The organism is Moraxella bovoculi, from assembly GCF_000988745.2.
In the GTDB taxonomy this organism is placed as follows: Bacteria; Pseudomonadota; Gammaproteobacteria; order Pseudomonadales; family Moraxellaceae; genus Moraxella; species Moraxella bovoculi.
The window spans coordinates 1,735,555-1,749,510 of the sequence record NZ_CP011381.2 but is presented as its reverse complement, the minus strand read 5'-3'; the positions used below and the strand labels follow the sequence as shown (position 1 = coordinate 1,749,510).

At 48.8% G+C, this 13,956-nt stretch carries 10 protein-coding genes; 5 read left to right on the top strand and 5 right to left on the bottom strand.

Annotated elements, in window-relative coordinates; all coding sequences use genetic code 11:
* Positions 1-24: 24 nt before the first annotated feature.
* A complete protein-coding gene (locus tag AAX10_RS08125) occupies positions 25-600 on the bottom strand; it encodes an NUDIX hydrolase (RefSeq protein WP_046700341.1) in 576 nt (191 codons plus the stop codon).
* Between the two features lie 48 nt (positions 601-648).
* On the opposite strand from AAX10_RS08125, the gene AAX10_RS08120 reads away from it, so the two are divergent.
* Positions 649-1,413, top strand: coding sequence for an NUDIX hydrolase (locus tag AAX10_RS08120; protein ID WP_080947119.1), 765 nt, complete (start codon positions 649-651; stop codon positions 1,411-1,413).
* On the opposite strand, the gene bioD is transcribed toward AAX10_RS08120, so the two are convergent.
* The 4 genes from bioD to nadD form a co-directional block, all read right to left on the bottom strand.
* Positions 1,410-2,081 (bottom strand): dethiobiotin synthase, encoded by a 672-nt coding sequence (bioD, locus tag AAX10_RS08115; protein WP_036364090.1) that lies wholly within the window; start codon positions 2,079-2,081, stop codon positions 1,410-1,412. The genes AAX10_RS08120 and bioD overlap by 4 nt on opposite strands.
* Complete coding sequence (gene bioA, locus AAX10_RS08110; RefSeq protein ID WP_046700340.1) at positions 2,078-3,385, bottom strand: adenosylmethionine--8-amino-7-oxononanoate transaminase; 1,308 nt, start codon at positions 3,383-3,385, stop codon at positions 2,078-2,080. Before bioA ends, bioD begins: the two co-directional genes overlap by 4 nt.
* An 88-nt stretch (positions 3,386-3,473) precedes the next feature.
* On the bottom strand, positions 3,474-3,857 hold the full coding sequence (gene rsfS, locus AAX10_RS08105; protein WP_046700339.1) for a ribosome silencing factor: 384 nt from the start codon (positions 3,855-3,857) through the stop codon (positions 3,474-3,476).
* Between the two features lie 47 nt (positions 3,858-3,904).
* Complete coding sequence (gene nadD / locus AAX10_RS08100; RefSeq protein WP_046700338.1) at positions 3,905-4,573, bottom strand: nicotinate (nicotinamide) nucleotide adenylyltransferase; 669 nt, start codon at positions 4,571-4,573, stop codon at positions 3,905-3,907.
* Positions 4,574-4,687: 114 nt separating this feature from the next.
* On the opposite strand from nadD, the gene uvrA reads away from it, so the two are divergent.
* From uvrA to AAX10_RS08080, 4 genes are all read left to right on the top strand, one after another.
* The gene (gene uvrA, locus AAX10_RS08095; RefSeq protein ID WP_046700337.1) at positions 4,688-7,552 is read left to right on the top strand and encodes an excinuclease ABC subunit UvrA; all 2,865 of its coding nucleotides are present in this window, start codon (positions 4,688-4,690) and stop codon (positions 7,550-7,552) included.
* A 240-nt stretch (positions 7,553-7,792) separates the two neighbouring features.
* Entirely contained in the window at positions 7,793-8,830 is a 1,038-nt protein-coding gene (adhP, locus tag AAX10_RS08090) for an alcohol dehydrogenase AdhP (RefSeq protein WP_080947118.1), read from the top strand.
* A gap of 204 nt (positions 8,831-9,034) precedes the next feature.
* On the top strand, positions 9,035-9,766 hold the full coding sequence (locus AAX10_RS08085; protein ID WP_046700336.1) for a single-stranded DNA-binding protein: 732 nt from the start codon (positions 9,035-9,037) through the stop codon (positions 9,764-9,766).
* Positions 9,767-10,016: 250 nt separating this feature from the next.
* Positions 10,017-13,772 carry a nitrate reductase subunit alpha gene (locus AAX10_RS08080; protein ID WP_046700335.1) on the top strand — a complete coding sequence of 1,252 codons (3,756 nt, stop codon included), beginning with the start codon at positions 10,017-10,019 and terminating at the stop codon, positions 13,770-13,772.
* The last annotated feature ends 184 nt before the right edge of the window (positions 13,773-13,956 follow it).

The following is a 13,956-nucleotide window of genomic DNA, read 5'->3' as shown; positions in this document are numbered from 1 at the left end:
CAGGAGTGATTCTGTGGTTTTTATTTATTTTACAAGGTGGGTTTCAATACAGATCTCATGCAGGGGATAATTGCTAAAGTCATCACTGTCTTTGCCTAATTTTTCCAATGCTGCTTTATCTGCCAAATAATGTTCAATGGTCTGCTTGACCGTCTCAAACGCCAAATTTTCCATGTCTATTTCATCAGGGGAAAATAGTCCGCATTCTAAGCTTTCACTACCAACGCCAAATTTACCGTCTTGTAAATTGGCAAGATACATGGCGTGAATCTGCCCTAAGTTTGGTAGGTCAAATAGGGCGTATAGTTTCAGATTCTCCGCCACGCCTTCGGCTTCTTCCACCGTTTCTCGCTTTGCCCCGTCCGCCATCGTCTCGCCATTTTCCATAAAGCCAGCAGGGAGCGTCCACAGTCCATAACGTGGCTCAATGGCTCGGCGACACAGCAGGATTTTATCTTGATGAAGGGCAAGTACCCCACAGATCATCTTGGGATTCTCGTAATGAATATAACCGCAGGACGTGCAGACCAGGCGTGGACGAGTGTCGCCTTCGGGGATGGCGTGGGCGGCGGGGCGGCCGCATTGTAAGCAAAAGGACATGATGATATGATAGGATAAATAGGGTCAGTTTAAATGAAAATAAGTAAAATGACAAATGATTTTATGAATGATAAAGACAGCGTATTTATAGATAAACAAACGGTAGATTTACCAATCACGCACCGCTTTTATACGCTCGCCCAAGCCCTAGCGGGCTATCGGGGCGTGGATATTTTGCCTTATACAGATAACAACGAGCTTTTGACGGGGCTGGTGCGTGAGGGTGCGATAAAGCATTATCAAAAATTATTAAATGACAACCCACCCCCACAGGCGTGTGTGCTGATTGTCATCACCGATGAGCCACGCCCACGCCTTCTTCTTACAAGGCGGTCGGCTCGTCTAAATAGCCATGCAGGGGAGGTGTCCTTAGTCGGTGGTAAACGAGATGACATGGACAAAAGCTCGGCAGAAGTTGCCTTGCGTGAGGCGTGCGAGGAGGTGGGGCTTGTTGGAGCGGACGCTCAGATTTTGGGGTATTTGCCGATGCAGATTTCCAAAAAGGGCTTACTGGTTCGTCCTGTGGTCGCCTGCGTGGGGGCGGAGGTGGTGGATAAGCTCGTCCCCAGCGAGGACGAGATAGCTCGGCTGTTTTGGCTACCCTTTGAAGTTCTACAAACCGTCCCTATGGATTGGGCATTTCAAAGAATGCTACCCAACAAAACTGCCAAACTCCACACCCCTGCGTGGGTCTATGACTGCGATAATGACGGTGTGCCTGAGGTGGTGTGGGGGCTGACGGGGCGGATTTTGGCAAGCCTTATGGAGATTGGTTTTGGGGTGCGATATGCGTGGTATTATAAGGTTGTCTAAAACCTATCCGCCACTTCATCAAATGCTATGATTTGCCCGCCATCAAGTCGTAAAAACAAGGCGGCGGGGTAATTTTCTGTCACATGGTTTTGCAAAAAGTTTAGCGTGTCGGCACTGATGTCGCCATCAGCATCAAAGTGATGATTAAACACCACCGCAAAGAGTCTAAGCCCCCGAGCGTGTATCGCCTCTAAGGTCAGTAGGGTGTGATTGATGCTACCTAAGCGAGCCGATGTAACCACAATCACAGGATAGTCATGCGTTCTGATGTAATCTAATGTCAAAAGATGGTTTGTCAATGGCACAAGCACCCCACCTGCCCCCTCTAACAGCACGGTATCAAATTGACGCTCCAAAAGACGGGTGGCGTGGTCAATTTGGCAAACATCGATGGTGCGATTTTCTAGGCGAGCCGATAAGTGCGGACTGGCAGGCTTGGTAAGTGTAATAGGGCAGGTCGTACCATCTTTGTCCACTTCATATAAGTCTATCCCCATCAGCGTGCGATGCGTGATGATGTCATTAGCGATGTTGCCTGTCACGCCTGTTTGTATCAGCTTTTGGGTGATGACTGATTTACCATAATCAAGCAGGTGGCGAGCCAAAACCCCTGTGACATAAGTTTTGCCGATGTCAGTGTCGATGCCTGTGATGAAGAGGGTGGTCATGGCGTGTCTCCGTAAAAATATTCTTTTAAAAGCTCAATCAATTTACCGCACAATAACGCCAAATCCTCATCACTCATCACATACGCAGGCATTAGATACACAAGTTTGCCAAAGGGTCGCACCCAAATGCCGTATTTTGGCAACAGTGCCTGAAAAGTCAGCATGGTTATCGGCTCTTTCATCTCAATCACGCCTATCGCCCCAAGCACTCGTACGTCCGCCACTTGTTGCCATGTGGTTAATGGCAACAGGTGGGCAAAGAGCTTGTCCTGCATACCACGAGCGACAGTTGGGCTATCCATGGCCAGTACCATATCAATGCTCTTACACGCCACCGCACACGCCAAGGGATTGCCCATGAATGTAGGACCATGCATGAGAGCAGGGTAGGGGCTGCCATGAATGGTATTTGCCACTTTATCGGTGGTCATGGTTGCCCCAAAGCTCATATAACCGCCCGTCAATGCCTTACCAAGGGTCATGATGTCGGGGCAGATGCCTGCGTGATTGACCGCAAACATCGCCCCACTTCGCCCAAAGCCTGTGGCTATCTCATCACAAATCAGTAGCACGTCATAATACTGACAAAGGGCGTGCAGGTGCGAAAGATACTCAGGCGAATAAAACCGCATACCACCTGCCCCCTGTACGATCGGCTCGATGATAAACCCTGCCAATCTGTCATGATACCGCCCAAAAAACCTATCCATGTCAAGCCGTGTCTCATCATTTAGTGGCGTATCAAAACCCAAAGGCGGAGACGGCAAAAAATACTGCGTGGGGAGCTGTTTACCGTACATGGCGTGCATACTGTTCACAGGGTCGCATACGCTCATGGCATGCCATGTGTCGCCATGATAGCCCGAGTGTGTACTGGCAAAGGTGTTTTTGTGGGGCAGACCCCGTGCCAGTTGGTATTGCAGTGCCATTTTTAGGGCGACTTCCACCGCCACACTACCGCTATCGGCATAGAATATTTTGGTCAAGTTTTTGGGGGTGATGCCCAAAAGTCGCTCGCCAAGCCCAATGGCAGGTGCGTGGGTGAGCCCACCAAACATCACATGACTCATTTTGCCAATTTGTGCCATCACCGCCTGATTTAGGGTGGGGTGATTATAGCCGTGAATGCTTGCCCACCATGACGACATACCATCAATGAGTGCCGTGCCATCTGCCATATATAGGCGTACACCATCGGCATGACTGATAAGATAGTTGGCATAAGTGGGAGGCAAACTGGCATAAGGGTGCCAAAGATGGGCGCGGTCAAAGCTGATAAGGTCGTCCAAATCCATGCGTGTCATTTTCCAAATTTCAAATCACTTATTATAAAATATTTTTGGCAAATAGAAAAACCGCCCTATTGAGTTAGGGCGGTTTAGGGTGTGTGAATTACGCTTTTTGGACAGCCAGAGCTTGCAGGGCTTCTGGTGATGACCAAAGACCTTCTAGGTCATAGAATTCGCGAGCCTGCGGGGTCATGATGTGCACCACAACCGCGCCTAGGTCCACCAATGTCCAGTCGCTGTCTTTATCACCTTCACGGCCCAGCGGCATCAGGCCTGCTTCTTTGGCAGCGGCGCCGAGCTTGTCAGCAAGTGCCTTAACGTGGCGTTTTGAGGTGGCGTTAGCGATGACGATGCGCTCGGCAACTTCGGTCAAATGCTCAACCGTCATTACAGTGATTTCTTTGGCTTTTAGGTCGTCTAGAGCTTCGGTGGCAAGTTTAACTTGCTCATCTAGGCTTAGGTTTTGGGTGTTTTGTTTGTTGGTCATGTGTTTGATCGACTTTCGTGTTGGATAACTGATTATTATAGCATAATTTAGGCATAAATGGCGTGTTTGTCAATATAATCCAGCACCCTTTTTGTCAAAGATTGCCTTGCTTCTGGGTTGTGATCTGCAAGCATCTTACGAACCATGGATGATGACATGGTGGTGATGGGCGTGCTGTCTTGATAGATTCTGCCGTTTTGGGTCAAAAATTCACCCAAATCATCCGTCAAATTTTCTAATGCTTGAGCGGATAAATCACCAACGGGCTTAAAATCACCGCGCATGAACGCCCAAATATTCACAAAATTCAAAATCTCATCGCCGTCTTTCCAAGTAGGTAGGGCGTGCAGGCTGTCTTGTCCCATGATAAAAATCAGCCAATCATTGGGGTAAATTTGACGCAGATGACGGACGGTATCGATGGTATAGACGGGCGGTGTTTGAGCCAGCTCGTGCGTGTCGATGTCAATGGGCGTGCCTTGGGTAGCAAGGTGTAGCATCTCGAGGCGATGAGTATCTGCTGTGGGTTTGTCCTTAAAGGGGTTGCCTGCCGTGGGCAGTAGACTGACATCAATCTTAGCAAATCGACCACGTGGATCATTTTGGATGAATTGGCTAAGCGCCTGATGCACGTGTGTCGCCATCTGTAGGTGTGACAGATGTACAGGGTCGAATGAGCCGCCAAGAAAGGCGCGAATGGTGGGAGCTGTGGTCATGTGTTTAAGTCAAAAAATTTATGGATATTATACTTAAAATTCGCTTTAAATTAAGGTTTTTTAACCCCATATAATTAAGAATTTAATATTTTTTGACAATAACAAAGGCACATCATGGCACACGAATACATCAGCATTAAAGGGGCAAAAACCCACAACCTAAAAGACATCAATGTGGACATTCCACGAGACAAGTTAGTCGTGATTACAGGTTTGTCGGGTTCGGGCAAATCATCGCTGGCTTTTGATACGCTCTACGCCGAAGGGCAAAGACGTTATGTGGAGAGCTTGTCCGCTTATGCTCGCCAGTTTCTAAGTCAAATGGAAAAGCCTGACGTGGATAGCATTGAAGGCTTATCCCCTGCCATTGCCATTGAACAAAAATCAACCAACCACAACCCCCGCTCCACCGTCGGCACGATTACCGAAGTGTATGATTATTTGCGTTTGTTATTTGCTCGTGTCGGCACGCCCCATTGTCCTGAACACGGCTTGCCCATGGTCGCCCAAACCGTGAGCGAAATGGTGGACGACATTCTTGCCAAACCTGACGGCACTCGTCTCATGCTCCTTGCCCCTGTCGTGCGTGAGCGTAAGGGCGAGCATATTGCCCTATTGGAGAGCTTACAGGCACAGGGCTTTACCAAAGTTCGCATTGACGGGGTAGTCTATGACATGGACGAGTTGCCAACCCTTGCCAAAACGCACAAACACACCATAGATGTGGTGGTGGATAGATTTAAGGTGCGAGGTGATTTGGGCAACCGAGTGGCGGAGAGTTTGGAGACCACGTTACGGCTAGGCTCGGACATTGCCATTTTGCACAACATGGACGATGAGAGCGAGACGGTGCTGTCCGCCAAGCACTCTTGCCCTACCTGTGATAGGGCGGTGAGTGAGTTAGAGCCACGCCTGTTTAGCTTTAACAATCCCGCTGGGGCGTGTCCGTCCTGCGATGGGCTTGGCAAACGCCAGTATTTCTCTGCCGAACGTATCGTTACCGAACCTGCCAAATCCTTAAATCAAGGGGCGATACACGGTTGGGACAAACGCCATGCGTATTATTTTGGGCTATTGACAACCGTTTGCACGCATTTTGGCATTGACATGGATAAGCCGTGGCAAGACTTAACCAAAAAAGAGCAAACTATCATTTTAAACGGTTCGGGCAAAGAAAAACTGACCTTTAATTTTACCGATGAGCGTGGGCGTAAAACAGTTAAAACCGTGCCATTTGAAGGGATTTTACCATACCTAGAACGCCGTTATCACAGCACCACAAGTAACATCGTACGAGATGAACTTGCTCAATATTTGTCCGATACGACTTGTAACGTGTGCCATGGTGTTCGCCTAAATGACATCGCCCGTAACGTCAAAGTGGACGGACGGGGCGTGGGTGACATCATTGCCCTGCCGATAGGGCAAGCGTGGGAATATTATGAAAACCTGCACATCGGTGGACACAAAGGCGAAGTGGCGGATAAGATTTTTAAAGAAATCCGTGAACGTTTGGGCTTTTTGACCAAAGTAGGGCTAGAATACCTGACCCTCGCCCGCTCTGCCGAGACGTTATCGGGCGGAGAAGCCCAGCGTATCAGGCTAGCCAGCCAAATCGGGGCAGGGCTTATGGGGGTTATGTATGTGCTTGACGAACCGTCCATTGGCTTACACCAACGAGACAATGACCGTCTATTATCCACGCTGACGCACCTACGAGACCTAGGCAATACCGTCATTGTCGTGGAGCATGACGAAGACGCCATTCGCACCGCTGACCATATTATTGATATTGGCGTGGGGGCAGGCGTGCATGGGGGACGTGTGATTGCCACAGGGACGGCAGACGAGATTGCCAAAAATGATGATTCATTAACAGGGCAATATTTATCCGGCAAAAAACGCATTGAGATTCCCAAAATCCGACACAGTGCCAAGACAGGCGAGATTAAAAAAGGCAAAAAAACCATTACCAAACCCCTATATATCCGCCTAGACGGCGCGAAAGGCAATAATCTAAAAAATGTCAACCTACACATCCCAATCGGTGTCATGACCTGTATCACAGGCGTATCAGGCTCTGGCAAATCCACGCTCATCAACCGCACGCTCATGCCACTGGCCGCCACGCACCTAAATAACGCAACCACGCTCATGCCTGAGCCTTATGACAAAATCACAGGGCTTGAACACCTTGATAAAATGGTGGACATAGACCAAAGTCCAATCGGTCGCACGCCACGCTCCAACCCTGCCACTTATACGGGCGTGTTTACGCTCATCAGAGACCTGTTTACCCAAACCCCTGAAGCTCGGGCAAGGGGCTATAAGCCAGGGCGGTTCAGCTTTAACGTCAAGGGCGGTCGCTGTGAAGCCTGTCAAGGGGACGGCATGATAAAGGTGGAAATGCACTTTTTGCCCGATATGTATGTGCCGTGCGATGTCTGTCATGGCAGTCGCTACAACCGCGAGACCCTAGAAGTCCACTACAAGGGCAAATCCATCTCGGACGTGCTTGCCATGACGGTAGAAGATGCGTTGGCGTTTTTTGAGGCTATCCCTGCCATTCATCGCAAATTAGAAGCCCTGATGCAGGTGGGCTTGGGCTACATTCAGCTTGGGCAATCCGCCACGACATTGTCAGGGGGTGAAGCACAGCGAGTTAAGCTCGCCAAAGAGCTTGCCAAACGAGACACAGGGCAAACCCTTTATATCCTAGATGAGCCGACCACAGGCTTGCATTTTGAAGACATTGCCAAACTGCTTGACATTTTGCATGCTCTGCGTGATAAAGGCAACACGGTGGTGGTCATTGAGCATAACCTAGATGTTATCAAGACCGCCGACCACATTGTTGATTTGGGTTATGAAGGTGGCTCGGGTGGGGGTGAGATTGTCGCTGTTGGTACGCCAGAACAGGTGGCGATGGACGAGCGGTCTCATACAGGGCGGTTTTTAAAGCCGATGCTTGGTATGTAGAATCGGGATAAAAAGTATCGAACAGACCGCTCATCTTGGGCGGTTTTTTCGTTCGTCGGCATTCTTTATAAATTATGTTATAATATAACTATATGAATTTTATGGATTTTTTTATGAAATGCACTTGCATGGTGGATGATTTTTTTGCATAATTGAGTTACCAGATGTGCACTTTTTGTACAACAAAACGGCAAAGGTGCTTTTGGTATGTCAATCATTGAAGAACAATAGGAGGTTGTAATGAAAATGAAAGCTGCCATCGTCAATGCAAATGCACAATGCTGTGTTGAAGTGGTTGAAAAAGACATTCGCCCGTTGGCATATAATGAGGCATTGGTTGAGGTTGAGTATTGTGGCGTGTGTCATACCGACCTGCATGTCGCTGCTGGCGATTATGGCGATAAAGAGGGTGTTGTGCTGGGACATGAAGGCATCGGCATCGTCAAAGAAATCGCTGATGGCGTGCAGGTGTTGAAAGTTGGCGACCGTGTGAGCGTCGCATGGATGTGGAAGAGCTGTGGTGCTTGTGAATACTGCAACACAGGGCGTGAGACGCTATGCCGCAATGTACTAAACGCAGGCTATACGGTCGATGGTGGTATGGCGACACATTGTATCGTCAATGCCGACTATGCGGTCAAAGTGCCAGACGGACTAGACCCAGCCCAAGCGTCCAGCATCACCTGTGCAGGGGTTACCACCTATAAAGGCATCAAGGTGTCAGGTGTGCGTCCAGGTCAGTGGATTGCCATCTATGGTGCAGGCGGTCTGGGTAATTTGGGCGTACAGTACGCCAAAAAAGTCTTTGGGGCCCATGTGGTTGCCATTGACATCAATGATGAAAAACTGCAATTCGCCAAAGAAGTGGGGGCGGATCTGACCATCAACCCAAACAAAGAAGACGCTACCAAAGTCCTACAAGATAAGGTGGGCGGTGTTCATGCAGCGGTCGTAACTGCCGTCTCAAAGACTGCCTTTAATTCAGCGGTTGATGCCGTGCGAGCAGGCGGACGAGTGGTGGCGATTGGTCTGCCGCCTGAGAGTATGGATTTGTCCATCCCACGCATCGTGCTAGACGGCATCGAAGTGGTCGGCTCGCTGGTTGGCACTCGTAAAGATTTAGAAGAAGCATTCCAATTTGGTGCTGAAGGTCTGGTTGTGCCAAAAGTACAGCTTCGAGCCTTAGACGAAGTGCAAGAGATTTTCCAAGAGATGCATGATGGCAAAATCACAGGACGCATGGTGATTGACATGAAGCAATGCTGTCATCATCACTAGACGATGATTTGTCAATCAACAAAAATCGCTCGCAAAGGTCTGGGCGATTTTTTTGTTTGGGTATCACCAAGGCGAATATCTATAAGTTAATACAAAAAAGACTGGTATTTTTTATAAATTTTCGTTAAAGTAGGTACACAGACTTAATGTGATAACAAGAGCGGTCTGTACGGAAATTTAATTGAATGAGTAAATGAGTTTATTATGAGTAGCGTAAATAAAGTAATTATTGTAGGTCGTCTGGGTAATGATCCTGAAGTGCGCCAATTTCAAAACGGTGGCGGCGTTACCAACATTTCCGTAGCGACATCAGAGCGCTGGACAGATAAGAACACCGGCGACCGCAAAGAGCAGACCGAATGGCACCGCATCAGTCTATTCAATCGCTTGGGCGAGATTGCCGCTCAATACCTACGTAAAGGCAGCATGGTATACATTGAAGGTAGCCTACAGACCCGCAAATACACCGACCAACAAGGCATCGAACGCTACAGCACTGAGATCCGCGCTTCAGAGATGCGCATGCTAAGCTCGAATAATGAGCAGGGCGGCGGCTATGGCAACCAAGGTGGCAATTACGGCAATAATTTTGGTGGTTATCAAAACCAGAATAACCAACAATGGGGTAATAACCAAAACCGCAGTTTTAATCAAAACCAAGGCTATCAGCAGGGTCAAGGTTTTAATGATTATAATCAGGGCGGTCAAGACGGCTTTGGTGGTCATCAAGGTGGTAACTTCGGTCAAAACCCGAATACGCAAATTCAAAATGGCTCTGCTGGTCAAACTCCTGCCCAGTCGCCTAGACCAACTCAGAACAACATGGCGAATAATAACTCATTTGGCGCACCATCTGCAGCACCAAAAGCAGAATCTGCGCCACCTGCGGCCAAGCCTACAGCGTCAAATGTTGAAGATGATGACATCCCATTCTAAGTTGGCTTTTGAAATTTAAGCCAAACAAAAAAACAGTCCTTAGTGGACTGTTTTTTGTTTATTATGGTTATGATTTGGCTGATGAATTGATAAATATCAAGCCTAGAATCAAGCAAATACCTACACCTACCCCCTTAGTATTATCCCCCTAGCCGTCAAGTTAATACCTTAATTTGGCGGTTTTCTTTATAGTAAGCTCATCAATTTAGTCAAAAACTTTTTAAGTTTAGCCAGCCCATAAGGGGGATTTATGAGTCATTTATTAGACCAATTTCGTTTTTTTAAGAAAAAAACGGGCGAATACGCTGACGGACACGGCGAGATTCGTGATGAAAATCGTGATTGGGAGAACAGCTATCGCAGTCGTTGGCAGTTTGACAAAATCGTCCGCTCAACTCATGGCGTGAACTGTACAGGCTCATGCTCATGGAAAATCTATGTCAAAAACGGACTGGTAACATGGGAGACTCAGCAAACCGACTACCCACGCACACGCCCAGACCTACCCAACCACGAACCCCGTGGCTGTCCTCGTGGGGCGTCTTATAGTTGGTATATGTACTCTGCAAACCGTGTCAAATACCCCAAAGTGCGTAAGCCATTGCTAAAACTTTGGCGTGAAGCCAAGGCAGTCCACAAAAACCCTGTGGACGCATGGGCAAGTATCGTAACTGACACAACCAAGACCGAGCAGTACAAATCCAAGCGTGGCATGGGGGGCTTTGTCCGCTCGTCATGGAATGAAGTGGTGGAAATCATCGCTGCTGCTAACATCTATACCGCCAAAACCTTTGGTCCTGACCGTATCATTGGTTTCTCGCCCATTCCTGCCATGAGTATGATTAGCTATGCCGCTGGCTCTCGCTATTTGTCGCTTATCGGTGGGGTGTGTTTGTCGTTTTATGATTGGTATTGCGATTTGCCACCAGCATCTCCGATGACGTGGGGTGAGCAGACAGACGTGCCAGAAGCTGCCGACTGGTACAACTCTGACTACATCATCGCATGGGGGTCAAACGTACCGCAGACCCGCACCCCTGACGCTCACTTTTTTACCGAAGTGCGTTATAAAGGCACAAAAACTGTCGCCATCACCCCCGACTATGCCGAGATTGCCAAGCTGTGCGACCTATGGCTAAACCCAAAACAAGGTACAGACGCCGCTCTTGCTCAGGCGTTTTGTCATGTGATTATCAAAGAATTTTATCTAAAAAATCCAAGTGCCTACTTTACCGATTATGCCAAACGCTACACCGATTTGCCAATGCTTGTCATGGTCGAAGGCGAAGGGCAATCGGCACGAGCAGGGCGGTTTTTGCGTGCGTCTGACTTGGTTGACAACCTAGGTCAAGACAACAACCCCGAATGGAAAACCATCGCCATCAATAATAATGGCGAGTTGGTGTCGCCTTATGGGGCGATTGGCTACCGTTGGGGCGAGAGTGGTCGTTGGAACTTGGAGAGTAAAGAAGGTACAAACAACACAGACGTGGATTTGGCTTTGACCCTAAAAGGCTCGGGCGAGGCGGCAACAGTTGGCATGGACTACTTTGGCGGTGATGAACACCCTTACTTTACCGCCGCCGAAGGGGACAATATCCAGTACAAAAATGTGCCTTGCAAAACGCTTACACTAGCCAATGGCAAAACAGTCAAAGTGGTAACAGTCTTTGATTTAATGCTTGCCAATCTTGGCGTGGACAATGGCGTGGGCGGTCAGCACGTAACTGATGATTATAATGATGAAACCGTGGCAGGCACGCCTGCTTGGCAAGAGAAAATCACAGGCGTAAGCCGTGAAAAAGTCATTCAAATCGCTCGTGAATTTGCCGACAATGCCGACAAGACTCATGGCAAATCGATGGTCATCATCGGGGCAGGCATGAACCACTGGTATCACATGGACATGAACTACCGTGGCGTTATCAATATGCTTATGCTGTGTGGCTGTATCGGTCAGTCAGGGGGCGGTTGGGCTCATTATGTCGGTCAAGAAAAATTAAGACCGCAGACAGGCTGGGCTCCTGTTGCCTTTGCCTTAGACTGGCACAGACCGCCACGCCACATGAATGGCACGAGCTTCTTTTATAATCATTCAAGCCAATGGCGACACGAAAAAGTCTCGGCTCATGAGATTCTATCACCACACGCTGATAAATCGCAGTTTCCTGAGCATATGCTCGACTACAACGTGCGAGCCGAACGTGCAGGCTGGCTACCGTCCGCCCCACAGCTTAATATGAACCCCTTGGAGCTGGGTCGTCTTGCCAAGTCATCAGGGCAGGATATTGAAAGCTATGTTGTGGATAATTTGGCAAATGGCAACGTGCGTTTTGCTGCCGAGTCGCCTGACAATCCTGCCAACTTCCCAAGAAACCTATTCATCTGGCGGTCAAACCTGCTTGGCTCATCGGGCAAGGGGCATGAATATATGCTTCACTACCTACTAGGCACCAAGCACGGTATCCTAGGCGAAGAGACCATTCATGATGGCATCCGCCCAACTGAGATTGACTTTGAGCCAAATGGGGCAACGGGCAAACTTGACCTTGTTACCACACTTGATTTTAGAATGTCGTCCACCTGTCTGTACTCAGACATCGTGCTGCCGACTGCCACATGGTACGAAAAAGACGACTTAAACACGTCTGATATGCACCCCTTTATCCACCCATTGACCGCTGCCACCGACCCTGCGTGGGAGTCCAAGACGGACTGGGAGATTTATAAGCTTATCGCCCAAAAATTCTCCGAGCTGTCAGTCGGTCATCTTGGTGTAGAAACAGATATCGTAACCTTGCCCATGCAACACGACAGTGAAGGGGAGCTGGCTCAGCCCTTTGGCGGAACCGACTGGAAAACCCAAGGCGTACGCCCAGTCCCTGGTAAGAACTGCCCACACATCAAAGTCGTGGAGCGTGATTATCCATCCACTTATGCCAAATTTACATCGCTTGGTACGCTCATGGATAAGCTCGGTAACGGCTCCAAAGGCATCACATGGGACACCAAGGAAGAAGTCAAACTACTTGGCGAGCTAAATTACACCGTTACCGAAGACAACGTGGCTCACGGTCGCCCACGCATGAGTACCGCCGTGGACGCTGCTGAGACGGTACTCATGCTCGCCCCTGAGACCAACGGACACGTGGCGGTCAAGGCATGGGCGGACTTGTCAAGCAATACAGGACGAGACCACACGCACCTTGCCAAATCGTCCGAGCATGAAAAAATCCGTTTCCGCGATATTGTCGCTCAGCCCCGTAAGATTATCTCATCCCCAACTTGGTCGGGGCTAGAATCCGAAAAGGTGAGCTACAATGCAGGCTACACCAACGTGCATGAGTTCATCCCTTGGCGTACCATCACAGGTCGTCAGCAGTTCTACCAAGACCACCCTTGGATGCAGGCGTTTGGCGAGCAGATGCAACAATATCGCCCACCGATTGACACAAGAACGACAGACGAGCTAAAACGCTATAAGTCAAACGGCAACAAAGAGATTGTACTAAACTTCCTAACGCCACACCAAAAATGGGGCATTCACAGTACTTACTCTGAGAACCTACTCATGCTAACGCTGTCCCGTGGCGGACCTATCGTGTGGATGAGTGAGATTGATGCCAAAAAAGCAGGTATCGAAGACAACGACTGGATTGAAGTCTTTAACCACAACGGTACCATCACCGCCCGTGCGGTCGTCTCTCAGCGTGTCAAAGAAGGCATGACGATGATGTATCACGCCCAAGAAAAGCTTGTGAATATCCCTGGTTCTGAAAACTCAGGCACCCGTGGTGGTATCCACAACTCAGTAACTCGGGCAATTCTAAAACCTACGCACATGATTGGCGGTTATGCCCAGCAAGCGTACGGCTTTAACTACTATGGTACGGTCGGCTGTAACCGTGATGAGTTCGTGGTGGTGCGTAAGATGGCGAACATCGATTGGCTAGAGGGCAAGCCTGATGACAGTCTGCCACGTCCACTGCCTACTACTTTGGACTGATAAACCGCCCTGTTTATCCCTTTTGGTAGGATAGCAAACTTTCAGCAAAGGGGATAAACTAGGGCGTGTTGAATCTTTGTATTTGCAATGAAAAATGAGAAAAATCGCACGTTTTTCAAGGAAAAGTCCGCAGTTGATATTGAAATATCAACAAGGATTTTGACGATGAAAAACAAGATTTAGC

Excerpts from the sequence above, each read along its gene's own strand:
- bioA (WP_046700340.1), bottom strand. The coding sequence starts at position 3,385 with ATGACACGCATGGATTTGGACGACCTTATCAGCTTTGACCGCGCCCAT.
- nadD (WP_046700338.1), bottom strand. The coding sequence starts at position 4,573 with ATGACCACAGCTCCCACCATTCGCGCCTTTCTTGGCGGCTCATTCGAC.
- rsfS (WP_046700339.1), bottom strand. The coding sequence starts at position 3,857 with ATGACCAACAAACAAAACACCCAAAACCTAAGCCTAGATGAGCAAGTT.
- AAX10_RS08120 (WP_080947119.1), top strand. The coding sequence starts at position 649 with ATGACAAATGATTTTATGAATGATAAAGACAGCGTATTTATAGATAAA.
- AAX10_RS08080 (WP_046700335.1), top strand. The coding sequence starts at position 10,017 with ATGAGTCATTTATTAGACCAATTTCGTTTTTTTAAGAAAAAAACGGGC.
- AAX10_RS08125 (WP_046700341.1), bottom strand. The coding sequence starts at position 600 with ATGTCCTTTTGCTTACAATGCGGCCGCCCCGCCGCCCACGCCATCCCC.
- AAX10_RS08085 (WP_046700336.1), top strand. The coding sequence starts at position 9,035 with ATGAGTAGCGTAAATAAAGTAATTATTGTAGGTCGTCTGGGTAATGAT.
- adhP (WP_080947118.1), top strand. The coding sequence starts at position 7,793 with ATGAAAATGAAAGCTGCCATCGTCAATGCAAATGCACAATGCTGTGTT.
- uvrA (WP_046700337.1), top strand. The coding sequence starts at position 4,688 with ATGGCACACGAATACATCAGCATTAAAGGGGCAAAAACCCACAACCTA.
- bioD (WP_036364090.1), bottom strand. The coding sequence starts at position 2,081 with ATGACCACCCTCTTCATCACAGGCATCGACACTGACATCGGCAAAACT.